The sequence below is a fragment of the Aeromonas sp. A600620 genome, from assembly GCF_029479985.1.
In the GTDB taxonomy this organism is placed as follows: Bacteria; Pseudomonadota; Gammaproteobacteria; order Enterobacterales; family Aeromonadaceae; genus Aeromonas; species Aeromonas veronii_A.
Map to the genome: position 1 here is coordinate 151,277 of NZ_JAAKXB010000009.1, position 17,893 is coordinate 169,169.

Sequence of the window (17,893 nt, forward strand, 5' to 3'; positions counted from 1 at the left end):
GGGGAGAGCGCATATCTTGCCATTGCACCTGTGACTCAGGATGTGTTTGTGGCAAGCCGCTCACCAGTAGTCCGGCTATTTGGGGTAGCTGATCTCGTTGATATACCAGCAGACGTCACCAACTGGCGTACGGACGATGGCCTCATCACCGACCTCTTTCTTGAGCAGGGCGCGGGCCATGGGGGAGTCGATGGAGATGTAATCCTTGCGCTCGAAGATCTCGTCATAGCCGACGATGCGAAAGCGCTTGGTCTCGCCCTCTTCGTTTTCCACCTCGACCCAGGCACCGAAGAAGACCTTGCCCTCCTGCGCGGGGGCATAGTCGACGATCCCCAGCTCTTCGAGACATTTGCGCAGGTAACGCACCCGCCGATCGATCTCCCGCAGCCGCTTCTTGTTGTACTGGTAGTCGGCATTTTCGCTGCGATCCCCCAGACTGGCGGCCCATGCCACCTTCCTGGTGACCTCGGGGCGCTCCTGGCGCCAGAGGAAATCGAGCTCTTCTTTCAGCTTGTTGTAGCCTTCGCGGGTGATCAGCTTTGTCTTCATGGTGATGCGGACCTGGTCAAAGAGGGGGATTCATCGCTAACTGCTCGGGAATATTAGCTTTTGTCCTCTTGCTGTCGAGAGAAATTGCGCCAGCTTGGCGGGAGCCATTCAGCGGAGCTGGTCTGGAGGATGGCTTGATGGCCGTCACGCTCTGATCATGGGTAATAACCGGTAACATATTTGTGCTTTGCTCCCGCTATATCCCCCCCTAGTATTGGGGGCAGCTAAAGAATGAAGAGGCAAAGCAATGAGTCAGCAGCAATACAAGGTCCTGGTCGTGGACGATGACCTGAAATTACGTTCCCTGTTGGAACGCTATCTCACCGAGCAGGGATTCGTAGTGCGCGGCGTGGCCAATGGCGAGCAGGCCGATCGCTTGCTGACTCGTGAAAACTTCAGCCTGATGGTGCTCGACCTGATGTTGCCGGGGGAGGATGGGCTCTCCATCTGCCGCCGTCTGCGGGAAGCGGGCAACCAGATCCCGGTGCTGATGCTCACCGCCAAGGGGGATGAAGTGGATCGCATCGTCGGGCTCGAGATGGGGGCTGATGACTATCTGCCCAAGCCGTTTAACCCCCGCGAACTGCTGGCGCGGATCCGTGCCGTACTGCGCCGCCATACCGTCGAGCTGCCGGGGGCTCCCTCTGCTGCAGAAAAGGTGGTCAACTTCGGAGCTTTTCAACTCAATCTCGCGACCCGCGAGTTGAGCCGGGATGGCGAGCCGATGGCGCTCACCAGCGGTGAATTTGCGGTGCTCAAGGTGCTGGTCAGCCATCCGCGCGAGCCGCTCTCCCGCGACAAGCTGATGAATCTGGCCCGTGGCCGCGAATACACCGCCACCGAGCGCAGCATCGACGTGCAGGTCTCTCGCCTGCGCCGCCTGCTGGAACAGGATCCGGCCCAGCCCCGCTACCTGCAGACCGTTTGGGGTCTGGGGTATGTGTTCGTGCCAGATGGTGACGGTGCATGAAAAAAGTCGGCAGCATGTTTTCCCGCATGCTCTGGTTTCTGGCCGCCGTCCTGGTGGTCTATCAAGCGGTCTCCTACGTCACCTTCTACAACTATCTGCTGGCGCCGACCGTCAAGCAGATCAGTCACTTGCTGGCCAATCAGGTCAAGCTGATCTTTCCGGTCAACACCGAACAACTGGCGCTGAGTGAAGATGCCGAGGCGCTGGTCTATGTGACGACCGGTACCGACATCTATACCCAGAGCGAGGCGGTGCAGCATGGCTTCAACGATGCCAAGCCGTACCCCTATCTGGAGGAGAATATCAGCCGCGAACTGGGTGGCCCGGCCAAGGTGCGGGTCGAGATCCAGGATCACTACATCATCTGGATCCAGCCGCCGCAGGCCAGCAAAATCTGGGTGCGGATCCCGCTGACCGAGATTGAAGATGACGATATCGAACCCCTCATCATTTATCTGAGCGTGCTGCTGGTGATCACCCTGTTTGCGGCCTGGCGCTTTGCCCGGCAGCTGGTGCGCCCGCTCGAGGATCTCGAGGCTGGTGCCGTTGCTGTTGCCAGGGGCCATTTCCCCGAGGCGCTGGGGGAGCTGGGCTCAAGGGAGGTGCGGCGGCTGACCCGCACCTTCAACCATATGTCGCACTCCATCAAGAGCCTGATCGAAGAGCGTAACCTGATGATGGCGGGGGTCTCCCACGATCTGCGAACCCCGCTGACCCGTATCCGGCTGGCCACCGAGATGATGTCCTCCGGTGACGAGTACCTCAAGGAGAGCATCAACGCCGACATTGATGAGTCCAATGCCATCATCGATCAGTTCATCGACTACATCCGCCCGGACGAGGGGCAGGATTTTGAGCCTATCGACCTGACCCAGCTGGTGCATGATACCTTGCTGATCTACTCGGAGCAGGGGCTGGAGGTCGATCTGGCGCTGCCGCAAGAGGCGGTGCGGGTGGCCTGCAATCCGGTCAGTATCCGGCGGGTGTTGAACAACCTATCAAGCAACTCGCAGCGTTATGGGGCGAGCCGCTTGCATGCCGAGCTCAAGGACGATGGGCACTGGGTGCGCTTGCGCCTCTCCGATGATGGCCCCGGCATTCCGGAGCAGGACTATTCCCGGGTGCTCAAGCCTTTTACTCAGGGGAATGTGGCGCGGACCGTCGGCGGTAGTGGGCTGGGGTTGGCCATCGTGGCCAAGATAGTCGCCCAGCACCATGGCACTATCCGGTTGGGAAGCTCGGATCTCGGCGGCCTGCTGGTCGAGATGCGGCTGCCGAAACATCAGCCACAGGAGTGGATGGATTGAGAGAAGGGCGTATCCGTGGATACGCCCTTTTGCATGGTCAGCTCTTGGTTTCGACTGATGCTCGATAGCGTTTGCCGTACTTGAGCTGCTGGATCAGCAGGGCGGCAACGATGAGCGCCAACCCGATGGGGGTGGCCGGATGGATGGCTTCGCCGATCAGCAGATTGAGCAGCACCAGTGAGGCAAACGGCGAGATAAAGATGAGGTTGCTGATGGGGGCCGTGTTGGTGGCATGGCGCAGCGCCATCAGCCAGAGCACGAAACCGAAACCCATTTCGAACAGTCCCACATAGATGGCTCCAGCCCATCCCTGCCAGGCGGTCATGGCAAAATCGGAGAGCAACCAGGTCGCCACGACGATAAAAGGCAGGCTGATCATAAAGCCGAGCAACAGGCTGACAATAGGATCGCCCTGATTGCGGGTGTTGAGGATCCAGTAGCTGGCCCAGATGAGGGTCGAGACCAGTGCCAGCGTCACGCCGAGGGGGTTGTCGAACTGCAGGCCGAATACATCCCCTCTGGTAGCGATCACCAGTGCGCCAAAATATCCCAACACGATGGCGACGCCATCGCGCCGACGCAGCTTCTGGCCGAGAAAGGGGACGGCAAGCAGACTGAGAGTGATAGCCCAAGTGTAGTTGAGGGTCTGTGCCTGCTGGGCAGGCAGCAGGTCATACGCCTTGAACAGCAACAAGTAATAGAGAAAGGGGTTCAGCACACCCAGAGTCAAGTAGTAGAAAGGGCGGGCCTTGATGTAGCTCCCCAGCAGCGGCAGTTTGCCCTGTTTGGCGACGACGGCTGTCAGCGTGAGAGTTGAGGTGAAGGCGGCCACAAGCAACAGTTGCATGGGTTCGAAATAGGCGAGGGAGATCTTGAAGGCTGTGGCGACCGTCGACCAGAGGGCAACGGCGCAAAGGCCATACTGATAGGCTTTCTTTTGATCTTTGAGCATGGGATGTCGTTCCACTGACGGAGGCAAGCGCACAGTCTACCAGTCTGCTTGTAACATTGTCGTTACCTGGGTGTTGGTAGCAGAGTGCGTTGCCGCAGGCGAGATCCATCTGTTACATAAAACTGCGCATAATCTGTTCGCTCTCCCTTGCGCAAATTTGAAAAATCCGTATAATCCCCTCCGCTTACCCATGAGGTAAGCCAGACGATATGTCTGTTGCTGAGTTTCCTGTTTACAGGAGCCAGCCATACAGTCCTCCCGATATGGGGGGAAACGTGAAAAATCACACCTCTGGCGGGAGAAATCTCGGTCGGGCGGTGTTGATTTATGTTCTTTTATCTATTGGAGCTCTGTCAATGCAGAACCAAAGAATCCGTATCCGCCTGAAGGCTTTTGATCATCGCCTGATTGATCAATCCACTGCGGAAATCGTTGAAACTGCTAAGCGCACTGGCGCGCAGGTTCGCGGTCCTATTCCGCTGCCGACTCGCAAAGAGCGCTTCACCGTCCTGATCTCCCCGCACGTCAACAAAGATGCGCGTGATCAGTACGAGATCCGCACTCACAAGCGTCTGGTAGACATCGTTGAGCCGACTGACAAGACCGTAGACGCCCTGATGCGTCTGGATCTGGCAGCTGGTGTAGACGTCCAGATCAGCCTGGGTTAATTACGGAAAGAGGTTGATAACAATGACAATCGGTCTTGTAGGTCGCAAAGTGGGTATGACTCGCATCTTCACTGAAGATGGCGTTTCTATCCCGGTGACTGTTATCGAAGTTGAAGCTAACCGTGTAACTCAGGTCAAATCTGTAGAAACCGACGGCTACAACGCTATTCAGGTTACCACTGGCGCCAAAAAAGCCAGCCGTGTGACCAAGCCGGAAGCTGGCCACTTCGCCAAAGCTGGTGTAGAAGCCGGTCGCGGTCTGTGGGAATTCCGCCTGAACAACGGTGAAACTTTCACTGTTGGTAGCGAGCTGAAAGTAGATCTTCTCGCTGACGTTAAGCTGGTAGACGTTACCGGCACATCCAAAGGTAAGGGCTTTGCTGGTACTGTTAAGCGCCACAACTTCCGCACCCAGGATATGACCCACGGTAACTCCTTGTCTCACCGCGTTCCGGGTTCTATCGGTCAGAACCAGACTCCGGGTCGTGTATTCAAGGGCAAAAAGATGGCTGGTCACATGGGTGCTGAGCGTGTAACGACTCAGAACCTGGAACTGGTTCGTGTTGACGCTGAACGCAACCTGCTGCTCATCAAAGGTGCAGTACCGGGTGCAACCAACGGCAACGTGATCGTCAAACCTGCCGTCAAAGCGTAACGTCTGAGGAGATAGTAATGGAATTGGTAATGAAAGACGCCAAGAGCGCTCTTGAAGTTTCCGAGACTACCTTCGGGCGCGAATTCAACGAAGCTCTGGTTCACCAGGTCGTCGTTGCATATGCCGCTGGTGCCCGTCAGGGTACTCGTGCGCAGCTGACTCGCTCTGAAGTGTCTGGTGGCGGCAAAAAGCCGTGGCGTCAGAAGGGTACTGGTCGTGCCCGTGCTGGCTCCATCCGTTCGCCCATCTGGCGTTCCGGTGGTGTGACTTTTGCTGCTAAGCCGCAAGATCACAGCCAGAAAGTAAACAAGAAGATGTACCGCGGCGCTATCCGTAGCATTCTGTCCGAGCTGGTACGTCAAGAGCGCCTGATCGTTGTTGAGAAGTTCGGCATCGAAGCTCCGAAGACCAAAGAACTGATCGCCAAGCTGAAAGAAATGGAACTGACTGACGTTCTGATCGTGACTGCTGAAGTCGATGAGAACCTGTTCCTGGCTGCTCGCAACCTGTACAAAGTTGACGTGCGTGACGTTGCCGGTATCGACCCGGTCAGCCTGATCGCTTTCGACAAGGTTCTGATGACTGCTGACGCAGTTAAGCAAATCGAGGAGATGCTGGCATGATCCGTGAAGAGCGTCTGCTGAAAGTTCTGAAGGCTCCGCACATCTCTGAAAAGAGCACCATGGTTGCAGAAAAGCAGAACACTATCGTGTTCAAAGTTGCTGTTGATGCTACCAAGGCGGAAGTCAAAGCTGCAGTTGCGAAACTGTTCGAGGTCGAAGTTGAGACCGTCCGTACCCTGAACATGAAGGGTAAGACCAAGCGCGCAGGTGCACGCGTAGGCCGTCGTTCCGATTGGAAAAAGGCTTATGTGACCCTGAAAGCTGGTCAGGACATCGACTTCATGGGCGCAGCCGAGTAAGAGGAGTTCTCAAAAATGGCAATCGTTAAGTGCAAGCCTACTTCTCCGGGCCGCCGCCACGTCGTCAAGATCGTCAATCAAGAGCTGTACAAGGGCAAGCCCTTCGCCGCTCTGCTGGACAGCAAAAGCAAGTCCGGTGGTCGTAACAACAACGGCCGTATCACTACCCGTCATATCGGTGGTGGTCACAAGCAGCACTACCGTATCGTCGACTTCAAGCGCGACAAAGACGGTATCCCGGCTAAAGTAGAGCGCCTGGAATACGATCCGAACCGTACCGCTAACATCGCTCTGGTGTTGTATGCAGACGGTGAGCGTCGTTACATCCTGGCTCCGAAAGGCCTGAAAGCTGGTGACGCGATCGCTTCTGGTGCTGATGCAGCCATCAAGGTAGGTAACGCCCTGCCGATGCGCAACATCCCGGTTGGTTCTACCGTTCACGCTGTCGAGATGAAGCCTGGTAAAGGTGCCCAGCTGGCTCGTTCCGCTGGTACTTTCATCCAGATCCTGGCTCGTGAAGGTAACTATGTAACTCTGCGTCTGCGTTCCGGCGAAGTACGTAAAGTTCTGGCCGAGTGCCGCGCTACCATCGGTGAAGTCGGTAACTCCGAGCACATGTTGCGTCAACTGGGTAAAGCCGGTGCAAACCGCTGGCGTGGTATTCGTCCGACCGTTCGCGGTATGGCGATGAACCCGGTTGACCACCCGCACGGTGGTGGTGAGGGTCGTAACAAGGGCATGCAGCCTGTGTCCCCATGGGGCCAGAAGGCTAAAGGCTTCAAGACCCGTAAGAACAAGCGTACCGACAAGTACATCGTACGTCGTCGTAACAAGTAATTGTTAACATAGAGGAATCACCATGCCACGTTCTCTCAAGAAGGGTCCATTTATTGACCTGCACTTGCTGAAGAAGGTAGAGAAAGCGGTGGAAAGCGGGGATAAAAAGCCGGTTAAAACCTGGTCCCGTCGTTCAATGATCATCCCGAACATGATCGGTTTGACCATCGCTGTCCATAATGGTCGTCAGCACGTTCCGGTTTTCGTTACCGAAGAAATGATCGGTCACAAACTGGGTGAATTCGCACCGACTCGTACTTATCGCGGCCATGCTGCTGATAAGAAGGCTAAGAAGCGCTAAGGGATAAATGATGGAAGCTATCGCTAAACACCGTTATGCCCGTACTTCTGCCCAGAAAGCTCGTCTGGTAGCCGATCAAGTACGTGGTCTGTCCGTAGACAAGGCTCTGAATATCCTGACCTTCAGCCCGAAAAAGGCTGCAGTGCTGGTTAAGAAAGTGCTGGAATCTGCCATTGCAAACGCTGAGCACAACGAAGGCGCCGATATCGACGCGCTGCGTGTTGCTACTATCATGGTCGACGAAGGTCCCTCCATGAAGCGCATCCGTCCGCGTGCCAAAGGTCGTGCGGATCGTATCCTCAAGCGTACCGCTCACATCACTGTAGTGGTATCCGACGCTAAGGCTGGGAGATAAGCAATGGGTCAGAAAGTACATCCTAATGGCATTCGCCTGGGTATTACCAAGCCTTGGAATTCTACCTGGTTCGCGAACACCAAAGACTTCGCTGACAACCTGTACAGCGATTTTCAAGTACGCCAGTTCCTGACCAAGGAACTGAAAAACGCGTCCTTGTCCAAGATCACCATTGAGCGTCCGGCCAAGAGCATCCGTGTGACCATTCACACCGCTCGTCCGGGTGTTGTCATCGGTAAGAAAGGCGAAGACGTTGAGAAGCTGCGCAAAGCTGTAGCCACTATTGCTGGCGTGCCTGCTCAGATCAACATTTCCGAAGTCCGCAAGCCGGAGCTGGATGGCAAACTCGTTGCCGACAGCATCACTTCCCAGCTGGAGCGTCGTGTAATGTTCCGTCGTGCTATGAAGCGCGCCGTACAGAACGCAATGCGCCTGGGTGCCAAGGGCATCAAAGTGGAAGTTTCCGGTCGTCTGGGCGGCGCTGAAATCGCGCGTACCGAATGGTACCGTGAAGGTCGTGTGCCGTTGCACACCCTGCGTGCCGACATCGACTACGCAACTTCTGAAGCCCACACCACTTACGGTGTGATCGGCGTTAAAGTTTGGATCTTCAAGGGCGAAGTTCTGGGCGGTCTGGCTGCTGTTAACGCTGCCGCTGCTCAAGAGCAAGCTCCTGCAAAGCCCAAGCGTGACAACAAGCGCCGCGCTGCTAAGTAAGGAGATTCGGTAAATGTTGCAACCTAAGCGTACTAAATTCCGCAAGACCCACAAGGGTCGTAACCGCGGTCTGGCCACCTCTGGTAACGAAGTATCCTTCGGTACCTTTGGCCTGAAGGCGACATCCCGTGGTCAACTGACTGCTCGTCAAATCGAAGCAGCCCGTCGTGCCATGACCCGTCACGTTAAGCGTCAAGGTAAGATCTGGATCCGTGTGTTCCCGGACAAGCCCATCACCGAAAAGCCCCTCGAAGTTCGTATGGGTAAAGGTAAGGGTAACGTGGAATACTGGGTTTGCCCGATCCAGCCTGGCAAGGTTCTGTACGAGATGGACGGTGTACCTGAGGCTCTGGCGCGTGAAGCGTTTGCCCTGGCCGCAGCTAAGCTGTCTGTTCAGACCACTTTCGTAATTAAGACGGTGATGTGATGAAAGCCCAAGATCTGCGTCAAAAGAGCGTCGAAGAACTGAACCAGGAGCTGCTGGGCCTGCTGCGTGAGCAATTCAACATGCGCATGCAAGCGTCCACCGGCCAGCTGGCTCAGACTCACACTCTGAAACAAGTGCGTCGTGACGTCGCACGTATCAAGACTGTACTGACTGAGAAGGCAGGTGCGTAATGACTGACAAGATCCGTACTCTGCAAGGTCGTGTAATCAGCGACAAGATGGACAAGTCCATCACTGTTGCTATCGAGCGCAAGGTAAAGCACCCGATCTACGGTAAGATCATCAAGCGCACTACCAAGCTGCACGTGCATGACGAAAACAACGAGTGCAAAGCTGGCGACCTCGTGGAAATCCGCGAATGCCGCCCGCTGTCCAAGACCAAGTCCTGGACCCTGGTTGCCGTTGTAGAAAAGGCCTAATCGGTACTTTGTAGTCCAAGCGGCCCCTTTCAGGGGCCGTTTGTTTTTTAGGCTACCTTTTCTGAAAATCCTGTGTTATAGTTTCGCGCCTTTTGAAGGCAGCCAGATCCCATTAGGGATAAGAAGTAAACAAAGCGGAGCACTAAGATGATCCAGATGCAAAGTATGCTGGGTGTTGCCGACAACTCCGGCGCTCGCAGTGTAATGTGTATTAAGGTTCTGGGTGGCTCGCACCGCCGTTACGCCGGCATCGGCGACATCATCAAGGTTTCCATCAAGGAAGCCATTCCTCGCGGTAAAGTGAAGAAAGGTGATGTGTATAACGCGGTGGTCGTACGCACCCGTAAAGGCGTTCGTCGTCCGGACGGCTCTGTCATCCGTTTCGACAACAATGCGGCTGTGTTGCTTAACAACAACCAACAGCCAATCGGTACTCGTATTTTTGGCCCGGTGACCCGTGAACTGCGTAATGAGAAGTTCATGAAGATTGTGTCCCTGGCACCCGAAGTACTGTAAGGAGTCGAACGATGGCAGCTAAAATCCGTCGCGAAGACGAAGTGATTGTTCTTACCGGCAAAGACAAGGGCAAGCGTGGCAAAGTCACTCAAGTCCTGATTGCAAAAGGTAAGGTAATCGTGGAAGGCATCAACCAGGTGAAGAAACACCAGAAGCCGGTACCCGCACTGGGTCAGGCTGGCGGTATCGTCACCAAAGAAGCCCCCATCGATGTATCAAACGTAGCGCTGTTCAACTCTGCCACTGGCAAAGCTGACCGCGTTGGTTTCCGGATTGAAGACGGCAAAAAAGTCCGTTTCTTCAAATCCACCGGCGAACTTGTGAAGTAATTGGAGTTTAACGATGGCGAAACTGCATGATTACTACAAATCCGATGTAGTAAATGAACTGTCCAAGCAGTTCGGTTACAAGACTATCATGCAAGTCCCTCGGATCGAGAAAATCACCCTGAACATGGGTGTTGGTGAAGCGATCTCTGACAAGAAATTGCTGGAAAATGCTGCTGCCGATATGGCTGCCATTTCCGGTCAGAAGCCGCTGATCACCAAAGCTCGCAAATCTGTTGCGGGCTTCAAGATTCGTGAAGGCTACCCGATAGGTTGTAAAGTAACCCTGCGTGGCGAGCGTATGTGGGAGTTCCTGGAACGGCTGATCTGCATCTCCGTACCGCGTATCCGTGACTTCCGTGGCCTGAACGCTAAAGCGTTCGACGGTCGTGGTAACTACTCCATGGGCGTGCGTGAGCAGATCATCTTCCCGGAAATCGACTATGACAAAGTCGATCGCGTCCGTGGTCTGGATATCACCATCACCACTTCCGCGAATACCGATGAAGAAGGCCGTGCTCTGCTGGCTGCCTTTAACTTCCCATTCCGCAAGTAAGGTTAGGGTTATGGCTAAAACATCCATGAAAGCGCGCGAAGCAAAGCGTGCCAAGCTGGTAGCCAAGTACGCGACCAAGCGTGCCGAGCTGAAAGCTATCATCGTTGACATGAACGCTTCTGAAGAAGCGCGTTGGGATGCTGTACTGCAACTGCAACAGCTGCCCCGTGATTCCAGTCCGTCCCGCCAGCGTAACCGTTGCAATATTACTGGTCGTCCGCACGGTTTCCTGCGCAAGTTTGGCCTGTCTCGCATCAAGGTGCGTGAGCATGCCATGAAGGGCGAAATTCCGGGCCTGAAGAAGGCTTCTTGGTAACGAATCTCGGGAGTTAGACTTATGAGCATGCAAGATCCGATCGCGGATATGCTGACCCGCATCCGTAACGGTCAGGCGGCGAGCAAAGTTGCGGTTTCCATGCCTTCTTCCAAGCTGAAAGTGGCTATCGCCAAAGTGCTGAAAGAAGAAGGTTACATCGCTGGCTACTCCGTAGCTGGTGACGTGAAGCCGGAACTGGAAATTGAACTGAAATATTTCCAGGGCAAGCCAGTTGTAGAACTGATCCAACGCGTAAGCCGTCCAGGCCTGCGTATTTACAAGCGCACTACTGATCTGCCGAAAGTTATGGGCGGTCTCGGTGTTGCTATCGTGTCCACGTCTAAAGGTGTGATGACTGACCGTGCTGCTCGCAAAGCAAGCATGGGCGGTGAGATCATCTGCTACGTCGCTTAATAGGAGGTAGGAAATGTCTCGTGTTGCTAAGGCACCCGTCACTATTCCTGCTGGCGTAGAGGTGACTCTGAACGGCCAGGAACTGACCATCAAAGGTGGTAAAGGTTCTCTGGTTCGCTCTATTCACGCCGGTGTAGAAGTGACCAAAGAAGACAATGTACTGAAGTTCGCCCCGCGCGGCAGCATCGCTGGTGCTGACGCTCAGGCCGGTACTGCCCGTGCATTGGTCAACAACATGGTAATCGGTGTTACCCAAGGCTTCGAGCGCAAGCTGCAGCTGGTTGGTGTAGGTTATAAAGCCTCCATCAAGGGCAATGCTGTTGCGCTGGCTCTGGGCTTCTCTCACCCGGTAGAGCATGCGCTGCCGGCTGGTGTGACCGCTGAGTGCCCGACTGCCACAGAAATCGTTCTGCGTGGTGTCGACAAGCAGCTGGTTGGCCAAGTCGCCGCCGATATCCGTGCTTACCGCGCTCCGGAGCCCTACAAGGGCAAGGGTGTACGCTATGCCAACGAGCAAGTGCGTACTAAAGAAGCTAAGAAGAAGTAAGGTAACACTATGGACAAGAAAGCAGCTCGTCTCCGTCGTGCTACTCGTGCTCGGAAAAAGATGCAGGAACTGGGAGCTACCCGTCTGGTTGTTCACCGTACCCCGCGTCATATCTATGCGCAGGTTATTGCAGCCAACGGTTCCGAAGTTCTGGCCTCTGCTTCCACAGTAGAGAAAGCCATCAGTGAAGCTCTGAAATACACCGGTAACGCAGATGCGGCTACCGCTGTAGGTAAAGCTATCGCTGAGCGTGCTATTGCCAAAGGCGTTCAGAACGTATCTTTCGATCGTTCCGGTTTCAAGTATCACGGTCGCATCGCTGCCCTGGCAGCTGCCGCACGTGACGCTGGTCTTCAGTTCTAAGCTAGGAGTCGAAGATGGCTAAAGTCGAATCTCAAGCCGGCGAACTGCAAGAAAAGCTCATTGCAGTAAACCGTGTTTCGAAAACTGTTAAAGGTGGTCGTATCATGTCCTTCACCGCGTTGACCGTGGTGGGTGATGGTAACGGCCGTGTAGGTTACGGTTACGGTAAAGCCCGTGAAGTTCCGGCTGCTATTCAAAAAGCAATGGAACAGGCCAAGCGTAACCTGAACAAGGTTGAACTGAACAACGGCACCCTGCACCACCCGGTGAAAGGTGTTCACTCCGGTTCCACCGTGTTCATGAAGCCGGCCTCCCAAGGTACTGGTATCATCGCAGGCGGCGCCATGCGTGCCGTTCTGGAAGTTGCCGGTATCCACAACGTGCTGGCTAAGACCTACGGTTCCACCAACCCAATCAACGTTGTTCGCGCAACTGTAGACGCTCTGGTTCACGGTCAGTCACCGGAACAGATCGCTGCCAAGCGTGGTCTGCGCGTTGAAGAAATTCTGGGGTAATGCGACATGGCTAACACTGTAAAAGTAACTCAAACTCGCAGCTCTATCGGCCGTCTGCCAAAGCACAAGGCGACTCTGCGTGGTCTGGGTCTGCGTCGCATTGGTCACACCGTTGAGCTGGAAGATACTCCTTGCGTACGCGGTATGATCAACCAGGTTTATTACATGGTTAAGGTGGAGGGCTAAGCATGCGTCTGAATACTCTGTCTCCGGCCGCTGGTTCCAAGCGCGTTAAGCACCGTCCGGGCCGTGGTATCGGTTCTGGTCTGGGCAAGACCGGTGGTCGTGGTGTTAAAGGTCAAACCTCTCGTTCCGGTGGCGGTAAAGTCCGCAACGGTTTCGAAGGCGGCCAGATGCCTTTGAAAATCCGTCTGCCGAAGTTCGGTTTCTTCTCTCGTAAATCTTTGGTATCTGCCGAAGTGCGCCTGAACGAAATCGCCCTGGTAGAAGGTGATGTAGTCGACGTGAGCACTCTGAAGCAAGCCGGCGTTCTGACCAAGAACATCGTGTTCGCTAAAGTTGTTCTGTCTGGCAACATTGACCGTGCTGTGACCGTTCGTGGTCTGTCCGTCACCAAAGGTGCACGTGCAGCCATCGAGGCCGCTGGCGGTAAAATCGAGGAATAATCAGTACAATGGCTAAGAAACCAGGATTGGATGTTAAAGCACAGGGTGGTCTGAGTGAACTGAAGAGCCGTCTGCTCTTCGTTCTCGGGGCGATTATCGTTTTCCGTGCAGGCTCTTATGTGCCGATTCCTGGTATTGACGCCGCCGTACTGGCCGAGTTGTTCCAGCAACAGAAGGGCACCATCATTGAGATGTTCAACATGTTCAGTGGTGGTGCACTATCGCGTGCTTCTATTCTTGCGTTGGGGATCATGCCGTACATTTCGGCGTCGATCATTATCCAGCTGCTGACAGTGGTTCATCCTGCTCTTGCTGAACTCAAGAAAGAGGGTGAATCCGGCCGTCGCAAGATTAGCCAATATACCCGTTGGGGCACGCTGGTTTTGGGAACTTTCCAGGCCATTGGTATTGCAACCGGTCTGCCGAATATGATGCAAGGACTCGTGACTCATCCGGGTTTGGGCTTCTATTTCACAGCGGTTGTGAGTCTGGTCACCGGTACCATGTTCTTGATGTGGTTGGGTGAGCAGATTACCGAGCGTGGGATTGGTAATGGTATCTCGTTGATTATTTTCACAGGTATCGTTGCTGGTCTGCCGCATGCCATTGGCGCTACGGCCGAACAGGCACGTCAAGGGGAATTGCACATCCTGCTGTTGTTGTTGCTGGGCTTGATTGTTTTCGCAGTGACTTACTTTGTGGTGTTCGTGGAGCGTGGTCAGCGTCGTATCGTCGTTAACTATGCCAAGCGTCAACAAGGCCGCCAGGTATTTGCCGCGCAAAGCACGCACCTGCCGTTGAAAGTGAATATGGCTGGTGTGATTCCTGCGATTTTCGCATCCAGTATCATCCTCTTCCCGGGTACCATTACCTCCTGGTTTGGTCAGGGTGAGGGTAAAGTCGCTGATATCCTGCAACAGGTCTCTATGGTCCTGCAGCCGGGTCAGCCGCTTTACGAGATGCTGTATGCAGCAGCCATTATCTTTTTCTGTTTCTTCTATACCGCGCTGGTGTTCAACCCCCGCGAGACAGCAGATAACCTGAAGAAGAGTGGAGCCTTTATCCCGGGGATCCGCCCGGGCGAGCAGACAGCACGTTATATCGATAAGGTTATGACTCGCCTGACATTGGCAGGTGCGCTCTATATAACCTTTATCTGTCTGGTACCCCAGTTCCTGATGACTGCCTGGAACGTACAGTTCTACTTCGGTGGCACTTCGCTGCTGATTATTGTGGTGGTTATCATGGACTTCATGGCTCAGGTACAAACCCATATGATGTCTCATCAATATGGTGACGTCCTGAGGAAGGCCAACCTGAAGGGCTACGGCCGCTAAAGGTCGGCGTAGTTACGGAGTTAAGCAATGAAAGTTCGTGCTTCCGTTAAGGCAATCTGCCGTAACTGCAAAATCATCAAGCGTCACGGTGTGGTGCGTGTGATTTGCAGCGAGCCAAAGCATAAACAGCGCCAAGGCTAATTTTTTACGGTTAGTACTTGCAACAAATAGTTGTGCTGGCTAATATAGCCAGCCAACTTTTGTTGTGTATTGGTTGACCGCCACGTATCCGCTCACGGGCTTTGTGGTGGTCGTAATCTACTATATGTAGGAGTGAATAGTGGCCCGTATCGCTGGCATTAACATTCCTGACCATAAGCATGCAGTCATTGCTTTGACTGCGATTTATGGCGTCGGTCGTACCCGCTCCAAGGCCATTTGTGCCGCAGCCGGTATCGCTGAGAATGTGAAAATTAAAGACCTGGACGAAGCTCAGATCGAGAGTCTGCGTGAACAAGTAGGTAAATTCACCGTTGAAGGTGACCTGCGTCGTCAGATTTCCATGAACATCAAGCGATTGATGGATCTGGGTTGCTACCGTGGTTTGCGTCACCGTCGTAGCCTGCCTGTTCGTGGTCAACGTACCAAGACCAACGCTCGTACCCGTAAGGGTCCGCGCAAGGCTATCAAGAAGTAACGGGAAGGTAGAAAATGGCTAAAACTCCGACTCGTGCTCGCAAGCGCGTTAAAAAGCAAGTGAGCGACGGTATTGCGCACGTTCATGCATCTTTCAACAACACAATCGTGACCATTACTGACCGTCAGGGCAATGCTCTGTCTTGGGCTACTTCTGGTGGTTCCGGTTTCCGTGGTTCTCGTAAGTCCACCCCGTTCGCTGCTCAGGTAGCTGCCGAGCGCGCTGGTGAGATGGCCAAAGAATATGGCGTCAAGAACCTGGAAGTCATGGTCAAAGGTCCGGGTCCCGGTCGTGAGTCTTCCATCCGCGCCCTGAACGCGGCTGGTTTCCGCATCACTAACATTACTGATGTGACTCCGATCCCGCACAACGGTTGTCGTCCTCCCAAGAAGCGCCGCGTGTAACGCTGTAGCTACTTGGTCTAGGATTGTTGGAGAAAGAAGATGGCAAGATATATCGGTCCTAAGCTTAAGCTTAGCCGTCGTGAGGGCACAGACCTCTTCCTGAAGTCTGGTGTTCGTGCGATTGATTCTAAGTGCAAGATTGACACCGCTCCTGGTCAGCACGGCGCTCGCAAGCCCCGTCTGTCCGATTACGGTGTGCAACTGCGCGAGAAACAAAAAGTTCGTCGTATCTACGGCGTATTGGAAAAACAGTTCCGCAACTACTACCGCGACGCTGCCCGTCAAAAGGGTAACACCGGTGAAAACCTGTTGCAGCTGCTGGAAGGTCGTCTGGACAACGTCGTATACCGCATGGGCTTCGGTGCTACCCGCGCTGAATCTCGTCAGCTGGTGAGCCACAAGGCCATCATGGTAAACGGCCGCGTTGTGAACATTCCTTCTTTCCAGGTTTCCCCTGAGGACGTGATCTGCGTTCGTGAGAAGGCTAAGAAGCAAGCGCGTATCAAAGCTGCCCTTGAGGTTGCTGGTCAGCGCGAGAAGCCGACTTGGGTAGAGGTTGATGCCGCTAAAATGGAAGGTGCCTTCAAGCGCCTGCCAGAGCGTTCCGACCTGTCTGCCGACATTAACGAACAGCTGATCGTCGAGCTTTACTCCAAGTAAAGCTAGCTTCTAAAGAGAGGACACAATGCTGGGTTCTGTAACAGATTTTCTTAAACCGCGGCTAGTTGACATCGAGCAAGTTAGCCCGACTCATGCGAAAGTGACTCTTGAGCCACTCGAGCGTGGCTTTGGTCACACGCTGGGCAACGCCCTGCGTCGTATTTTGCTGTCTTCTATGCCCGGTTGTGCAGTTACTGAAGTCGAAATTGACGGGGTACTGCATGAGTACAGCAGCAAAGAAGGTGTACAGGAAGACATTCTTGAAATCCTGCTCAACCTGAAAGGTATCGCTGTGAAGCTGGAAGGCAAGGACGAGGTAACTCTGTCCCTGACCAAGTCTGGAACAGGCCCCGTTACCGCAGGTGATATCACTCACGGTGATGAAGTCGAGATCGTAAACCCGGAGCACGTAATCTGCCACCTGACTGGTGCCAATGCTGAAATCAGCATGCGCCTGAAAGTTCAGCGCGGTCGTGGTTATGTGCCTGCTTCTGCTCGTGTTCACAATGATGACGAAGAGCGTCCTATCGGTCGCCTGCTGCTGGACTCCGCGTTCAGCCCCATCGTTCGTATTGCCTACAATGTTGAGGCAGCACGTGTGGAACAGCGTACCGACTTGGACAAGCTGGTCATCGACATGGAGACCAATGGTACCCTGGATCCTGAGGAAGCTATCCGTCGTTCTGCCACTATTCTGGCTGAGCAACTGGAAGCCTTCGTGGATCTGCGCGATGTCAGCGTGCCCGAGAAGAAAGAAGAGAAACCCGAGTTTGATCCGATTCTGCTGCGTCCTGTCGATGATTTGGAGCTGACAGTTCGTTCTGCGAACTGTCTGAAGGCAGAAGCTATCCACTATATTGGTGATCTGGTACAGCGTACCGAAGTTGAGTTGCTTAAGACTCCTAACCTCGGTAAGAAGTCCCTGACTGAGATCAAGGACGTGTTGGCCTCCCGTGGTCTGTCTCTTGGCATGCGCCTTGAGAACTGGCCGCCCGCCAGCATCGCTGACGAGTAATCCAGATTACGGGTTTCACAGATTTAGTTAGAAGGATAAGGTCATGCGCCATCGTTTGAGTGGTCGTCAACTGAACCGGAACAGCAGCCATCGTCAGGCTATGTTCCGCAACATGGCCAGCTCCCTGGTTCGTCATGAGATCATCAAGACGACTCTGCCTAAGGCAAAAGAGCTGCGTCGTGTAGTTGAACCGCTGATCACCCTTGCCAAGACTGATAGCGTTGCTAATCGTCGTCTGGCATTTGCCCGCACTCGCGACAACGCGATCGTGGCTAAGCTGTTCAATGAACTGGGCCCGCGCTACCTGGAGCGCGCCGGCGGTTATACTCGCATTCTGAAATGCGGTTTCCGTGCTGGCGACAACGCCCCTATGGCTTATATTGAGCTGGTAGACCGCCCGGCCGCTGCTGAAGCAGCTGCTGAGTGATAAAGAAAAAGCCGGGCTTGTCCCGGCTTTTCTTTTAATCCATTCTGACACTGCCTCAACTGCCTCAACTGCCTCAACTGCCTCAACTGCCTCAACTGCCTCAACTGCCTCAACTGCCTCAACTGCCTCAACTGC

32 protein-coding genes are annotated in these 17,893 nt (G+C 54.4%); 30 read left to right on the forward strand and 2 right to left on the reverse strand.

Annotation, left to right across the window (positions count from 1 at the left end):
* Positions 1–75 precede the first annotated feature (75 nt).
* Positions 76–549, reverse strand: coding sequence for a transcription elongation factor GreB (gene greB, locus G5533_RS12985; RefSeq protein ID WP_005355349.1), 474 nt, complete (start codon positions 547–549; stop codon positions 76–78).
* Positions 550–796: 247 nt separating this feature from the next.
* Here greB and ompR point away from each other — a divergent pair, with 247 nt between their 5' ends.
* Together ompR and envZ are read left to right on the forward strand one after the other, a co-directional pair.
* Positions 797–1,519 carry an osmolarity response regulator transcription factor OmpR gene (gene ompR / locus G5533_RS12990; protein ID WP_005340625.1) on the forward strand — a complete coding sequence of 241 codons (723 nt, stop codon included), beginning with the start codon at positions 797–799 and terminating at the stop codon, positions 1,517–1,519.
* Positions 1,516–2,826, forward strand: a complete 1,311-nt coding sequence (envZ, locus tag G5533_RS12995) for a two-component system sensor histidine kinase EnvZ (protein ID WP_100644841.1) — start codon at positions 1,516–1,518, stop codon at positions 2,824–2,826. The genes ompR and envZ overlap by 4 nt, the downstream gene beginning before the upstream one ends.
* A 37-nt stretch (positions 2,827–2,863) precedes the next feature.
* Here the strand turns inward: envZ and G5533_RS13000 are convergent, their stop codons facing one another.
* Positions 2,864–3,778, reverse strand: a complete 915-nt coding sequence (locus G5533_RS13000) for a DMT family transporter (protein ID WP_441254881.1) — start codon at positions 3,776–3,778, stop codon at positions 2,864–2,866.
* 356 nt (positions 3,779–4,134) lie between these two features.
* On the opposite strand from G5533_RS13000, the gene rpsJ reads away from it, so the two are divergent.
* The 28 genes from rpsJ (at position 4,135) to rplQ (ending at position 17,758) form a co-directional block, all read left to right on the forward strand.
* The gene (gene rpsJ / locus G5533_RS13005) at positions 4,135–4,446 is read left to right on the forward strand and encodes a 30S ribosomal protein S10 (protein WP_005307944.1); all 312 of its coding nucleotides are present in this window, start codon (positions 4,135–4,137) and stop codon (positions 4,444–4,446) included.
* A 22-nt stretch (positions 4,447–4,468) separates the two neighbouring features.
* Positions 4,469–5,101, forward strand: coding sequence for a 50S ribosomal protein L3 (gene rplC, locus G5533_RS13010; RefSeq protein WP_005340620.1), 633 nt, complete (start codon positions 4,469–4,471; stop codon positions 5,099–5,101).
* A 17-nt stretch (positions 5,102–5,118) separates the two neighbouring features.
* Complete coding sequence (rplD, locus tag G5533_RS13015; RefSeq protein WP_005340616.1) at positions 5,119–5,724, forward strand: 50S ribosomal protein L4; 606 nt, start codon at positions 5,119–5,121, stop codon at positions 5,722–5,724.
* Positions 5,721–6,023, forward strand: coding sequence for a 50S ribosomal protein L23 (gene rplW / locus G5533_RS13020; RefSeq protein WP_005307955.1), 303 nt, complete (start codon positions 5,721–5,723; stop codon positions 6,021–6,023). Before rplD ends, rplW begins: the two co-directional genes overlap by 4 nt.
* A 15-nt stretch (positions 6,024–6,038) precedes the next feature.
* On the forward strand, positions 6,039–6,860 hold the full coding sequence (gene rplB / locus G5533_RS13025; protein ID WP_005340614.1) for a 50S ribosomal protein L2: 822 nt from the start codon (positions 6,039–6,041) through the stop codon (positions 6,858–6,860).
* 22 nt (positions 6,861–6,882) lie between these two features.
* Positions 6,883–7,161 carry a 30S ribosomal protein S19 gene (rpsS, locus tag G5533_RS13030; RefSeq protein ID WP_005307960.1) on the forward strand — a complete coding sequence of 93 codons (279 nt, stop codon included), beginning with the start codon at positions 6,883–6,885 and terminating at the stop codon, positions 7,159–7,161.
* 10 nt (positions 7,162–7,171) lie between these two features.
* The gene (rplV, locus tag G5533_RS13035; protein WP_005319741.1) at positions 7,172–7,516 is read left to right on the forward strand and encodes a 50S ribosomal protein L22; all 345 of its coding nucleotides are present in this window, start codon (positions 7,172–7,174) and stop codon (positions 7,514–7,516) included.
* Positions 7,517–7,519: 3 nt separating this feature from the next.
* Positions 7,520–8,233, forward strand: coding sequence for a 30S ribosomal protein S3 (gene rpsC, locus G5533_RS13040; RefSeq protein WP_005307962.1), 714 nt, complete (start codon positions 7,520–7,522; stop codon positions 8,231–8,233).
* Between the two features lie 13 nt (positions 8,234–8,246).
* Positions 8,247–8,660, forward strand: a complete 414-nt coding sequence (rplP, locus tag G5533_RS13045; RefSeq protein ID WP_005340612.1) for a 50S ribosomal protein L16 — start codon at positions 8,247–8,249, stop codon at positions 8,658–8,660.
* Positions 8,660–8,851 (forward strand): 50S ribosomal protein L29, encoded by a 192-nt coding sequence (gene rpmC, locus G5533_RS13050; RefSeq protein ID WP_005307965.1) that lies wholly within the window; start codon positions 8,660–8,662, stop codon positions 8,849–8,851. The genes rplP and rpmC overlap by 1 nt, the downstream gene beginning before the upstream one ends.
* On the forward strand, positions 8,851–9,099 hold the full coding sequence (rpsQ, locus tag G5533_RS13055) for a 30S ribosomal protein S17 (RefSeq protein ID WP_005307966.1): 249 nt from the start codon (positions 8,851–8,853) through the stop codon (positions 9,097–9,099). Before rpmC ends, rpsQ begins: the two co-directional genes overlap by 1 nt.
* Positions 9,100–9,246: 147 nt before the next feature.
* The gene (rplN, locus tag G5533_RS13060; RefSeq protein WP_005307975.1) at positions 9,247–9,615 is read left to right on the forward strand and encodes a 50S ribosomal protein L14; all 369 of its coding nucleotides are present in this window, start codon (positions 9,247–9,249) and stop codon (positions 9,613–9,615) included.
* Positions 9,616–9,626: 11 nt separating this feature from the next.
* Positions 9,627–9,944, forward strand: a complete 318-nt coding sequence (rplX, locus tag G5533_RS13065) for a 50S ribosomal protein L24 (RefSeq protein WP_005307977.1) — start codon at positions 9,627–9,629, stop codon at positions 9,942–9,944.
* A gap of 13 nt (positions 9,945–9,957) precedes the next feature.
* Entirely contained in the window at positions 9,958–10,497 is a 540-nt protein-coding gene (gene rplE, locus G5533_RS13070; protein ID WP_005331162.1) for a 50S ribosomal protein L5, read from the forward strand.
* A 10-nt stretch (positions 10,498–10,507) separates the two neighbouring features.
* On the forward strand, positions 10,508–10,813 hold the full coding sequence (rpsN, locus tag G5533_RS13075) for a 30S ribosomal protein S14 (protein ID WP_005340609.1): 306 nt from the start codon (positions 10,508–10,510) through the stop codon (positions 10,811–10,813).
* A gap of 21 nt (positions 10,814–10,834) precedes the next feature.
* Positions 10,835–11,227: a 30S ribosomal protein S8 gene (gene rpsH, locus G5533_RS13080; protein ID WP_005307980.1), complete on the forward strand. Its 393-nt coding sequence runs from the start codon at positions 10,835–10,837 to the stop codon at positions 11,225–11,227.
* Between the two features lie 13 nt (positions 11,228–11,240).
* Positions 11,241–11,774, forward strand: coding sequence for a 50S ribosomal protein L6 (gene rplF / locus G5533_RS13085; protein WP_005340607.1), 534 nt, complete (start codon positions 11,241–11,243; stop codon positions 11,772–11,774).
* Positions 11,775–11,783: 9 nt separating this feature from the next.
* Positions 11,784–12,137 (forward strand): 50S ribosomal protein L18, encoded by a 354-nt coding sequence (gene rplR / locus G5533_RS13090; RefSeq protein WP_005340606.1) that lies wholly within the window; start codon positions 11,784–11,786, stop codon positions 12,135–12,137.
* A gap of 14 nt (positions 12,138–12,151) precedes the next feature.
* Positions 12,152–12,652, forward strand: coding sequence for a 30S ribosomal protein S5 (gene rpsE / locus G5533_RS13095; protein ID WP_005342686.1), 501 nt, complete (start codon positions 12,152–12,154; stop codon positions 12,650–12,652).
* Positions 12,653–12,658: 6 nt separating this feature from the next.
* Positions 12,659–12,838, forward strand: a complete 180-nt coding sequence (rpmD, locus tag G5533_RS13100) for a 50S ribosomal protein L30 (protein WP_005307985.1) — start codon at positions 12,659–12,661, stop codon at positions 12,836–12,838.
* Between the two features lie 2 nt (positions 12,839–12,840).
* On the forward strand, positions 12,841–13,278 hold the full coding sequence (gene rplO, locus G5533_RS13105) for a 50S ribosomal protein L15 (RefSeq protein ID WP_005342691.1): 438 nt from the start codon (positions 12,841–12,843) through the stop codon (positions 13,276–13,278).
* A gap of 8 nt (positions 13,279–13,286) precedes the next feature.
* Complete coding sequence (gene secY / locus G5533_RS13110) at positions 13,287–14,615, forward strand: preprotein translocase subunit SecY (RefSeq protein ID WP_005307989.1); 1,329 nt, start codon at positions 13,287–13,289, stop codon at positions 14,613–14,615.
* Positions 14,616–14,642: 27 nt separating this feature from the next.
* Positions 14,643–14,756, forward strand: a complete 114-nt coding sequence (gene rpmJ / locus G5533_RS13115) for a 50S ribosomal protein L36 (protein WP_005319705.1) — start codon at positions 14,643–14,645, stop codon at positions 14,754–14,756.
* 139 nt (positions 14,757–14,895) lie between these two features.
* Positions 14,896–15,252, forward strand: a complete 357-nt coding sequence (gene rpsM, locus G5533_RS13120) for a 30S ribosomal protein S13 (protein WP_005307991.1) — start codon at positions 14,896–14,898, stop codon at positions 15,250–15,252.
* A gap of 14 nt (positions 15,253–15,266) precedes the next feature.
* Positions 15,267–15,656: a 30S ribosomal protein S11 gene (rpsK, locus tag G5533_RS13125; protein ID WP_005307993.1), complete on the forward strand. Its 390-nt coding sequence runs from the start codon at positions 15,267–15,269 to the stop codon at positions 15,654–15,656.
* Between the two features lie 39 nt (positions 15,657–15,695).
* Positions 15,696–16,316, forward strand: coding sequence for a 30S ribosomal protein S4 (rpsD, locus tag G5533_RS13130; RefSeq protein ID WP_005342696.1), 621 nt, complete (start codon positions 15,696–15,698; stop codon positions 16,314–16,316).
* A 25-nt stretch (positions 16,317–16,341) separates the two neighbouring features.
* Positions 16,342–17,331 carry a DNA-directed RNA polymerase subunit alpha gene (locus G5533_RS13135; protein ID WP_005307997.1) on the forward strand — a complete coding sequence of 330 codons (990 nt, stop codon included), beginning with the start codon at positions 16,342–16,344 and terminating at the stop codon, positions 17,329–17,331.
* A gap of 43 nt (positions 17,332–17,374) precedes the next feature.
* Positions 17,375–17,758 carry a 50S ribosomal protein L17 gene (gene rplQ / locus G5533_RS13140; RefSeq protein ID WP_005307999.1) on the forward strand — a complete coding sequence of 128 codons (384 nt, stop codon included), beginning with the start codon at positions 17,375–17,377 and terminating at the stop codon, positions 17,756–17,758.
* The last annotated feature ends 135 nt before the right edge of the window (positions 17,759–17,893 follow it).

Coding starts and splice junctions, on each gene's coding strand:
- greB (WP_005355349.1), bottom strand. CDS start 549: ATGAAGACAAAGCTGATCACCCGCGAAGGCTACAACAAGCTGAAAGAA.
- ompR (WP_005340625.1), top strand. CDS start 797: ATGAGTCAGCAGCAATACAAGGTCCTGGTCGTGGACGATGACCTGAAA.
- envZ (WP_100644841.1), top strand. CDS start 1,516: ATGAAAAAAGTCGGCAGCATGTTTTCCCGCATGCTCTGGTTTCTGGCC.
- G5533_RS13000 (WP_441254881.1), bottom strand. CDS start 3,778: ATGCTCAAAGATCAAAAGAAAGCCTATCAGTATGGCCTTTGCGCCGTT.
- rpsJ (WP_005307944.1), top strand. CDS start 4,135: ATGCAGAACCAAAGAATCCGTATCCGCCTGAAGGCTTTTGATCATCGC.
- rplC (WP_005340620.1), top strand. CDS start 4,469: ATGACAATCGGTCTTGTAGGTCGCAAAGTGGGTATGACTCGCATCTTC.
- rplD (WP_005340616.1), top strand. CDS start 5,119: ATGGAATTGGTAATGAAAGACGCCAAGAGCGCTCTTGAAGTTTCCGAG.
- rplW (WP_005307955.1), top strand. CDS start 5,721: ATGATCCGTGAAGAGCGTCTGCTGAAAGTTCTGAAGGCTCCGCACATC.
- rplB (WP_005340614.1), top strand. CDS start 6,039: ATGGCAATCGTTAAGTGCAAGCCTACTTCTCCGGGCCGCCGCCACGTC.
- rpsS (WP_005307960.1), top strand. CDS start 6,883: ATGCCACGTTCTCTCAAGAAGGGTCCATTTATTGACCTGCACTTGCTG.
- rplV (WP_005319741.1), top strand. CDS start 7,172: ATGGAAGCTATCGCTAAACACCGTTATGCCCGTACTTCTGCCCAGAAA.
- rpsC (WP_005307962.1), top strand. CDS start 7,520: ATGGGTCAGAAAGTACATCCTAATGGCATTCGCCTGGGTATTACCAAG.
- rplP (WP_005340612.1), top strand. CDS start 8,247: ATGTTGCAACCTAAGCGTACTAAATTCCGCAAGACCCACAAGGGTCGT.
- rpmC (WP_005307965.1), top strand. CDS start 8,660: ATGAAAGCCCAAGATCTGCGTCAAAAGAGCGTCGAAGAACTGAACCAG.
- rpsQ (WP_005307966.1), top strand. CDS start 8,851: ATGACTGACAAGATCCGTACTCTGCAAGGTCGTGTAATCAGCGACAAG.
- rplN (WP_005307975.1), top strand. CDS start 9,247: ATGATCCAGATGCAAAGTATGCTGGGTGTTGCCGACAACTCCGGCGCT.
- rplX (WP_005307977.1), top strand. CDS start 9,627: ATGGCAGCTAAAATCCGTCGCGAAGACGAAGTGATTGTTCTTACCGGC.
- rplE (WP_005331162.1), top strand. CDS start 9,958: ATGGCGAAACTGCATGATTACTACAAATCCGATGTAGTAAATGAACTG.
- rpsN (WP_005340609.1), top strand. CDS start 10,508: ATGGCTAAAACATCCATGAAAGCGCGCGAAGCAAAGCGTGCCAAGCTG.
- rpsH (WP_005307980.1), top strand. CDS start 10,835: ATGAGCATGCAAGATCCGATCGCGGATATGCTGACCCGCATCCGTAAC.
- rplF (WP_005340607.1), top strand. CDS start 11,241: ATGTCTCGTGTTGCTAAGGCACCCGTCACTATTCCTGCTGGCGTAGAG.
- rplR (WP_005340606.1), top strand. CDS start 11,784: ATGGACAAGAAAGCAGCTCGTCTCCGTCGTGCTACTCGTGCTCGGAAA.
- rpsE (WP_005342686.1), top strand. CDS start 12,152: ATGGCTAAAGTCGAATCTCAAGCCGGCGAACTGCAAGAAAAGCTCATT.
- rpmD (WP_005307985.1), top strand. CDS start 12,659: ATGGCTAACACTGTAAAAGTAACTCAAACTCGCAGCTCTATCGGCCGT.
- rplO (WP_005342691.1), top strand. CDS start 12,841: ATGCGTCTGAATACTCTGTCTCCGGCCGCTGGTTCCAAGCGCGTTAAG.
- secY (WP_005307989.1), top strand. CDS start 13,287: ATGGCTAAGAAACCAGGATTGGATGTTAAAGCACAGGGTGGTCTGAGT.
- rpmJ (WP_005319705.1), top strand. CDS start 14,643: ATGAAAGTTCGTGCTTCCGTTAAGGCAATCTGCCGTAACTGCAAAATC.
- rpsK (WP_005307993.1), top strand. CDS start 15,267: ATGGCTAAAACTCCGACTCGTGCTCGCAAGCGCGTTAAAAAGCAAGTG.
- rpsD (WP_005342696.1), top strand. CDS start 15,696: ATGGCAAGATATATCGGTCCTAAGCTTAAGCTTAGCCGTCGTGAGGGC.
- G5533_RS13135 (WP_005307997.1), top strand. CDS start 16,342: ATGCTGGGTTCTGTAACAGATTTTCTTAAACCGCGGCTAGTTGACATC.
- rplQ (WP_005307999.1), top strand. CDS start 17,375: ATGCGCCATCGTTTGAGTGGTCGTCAACTGAACCGGAACAGCAGCCAT.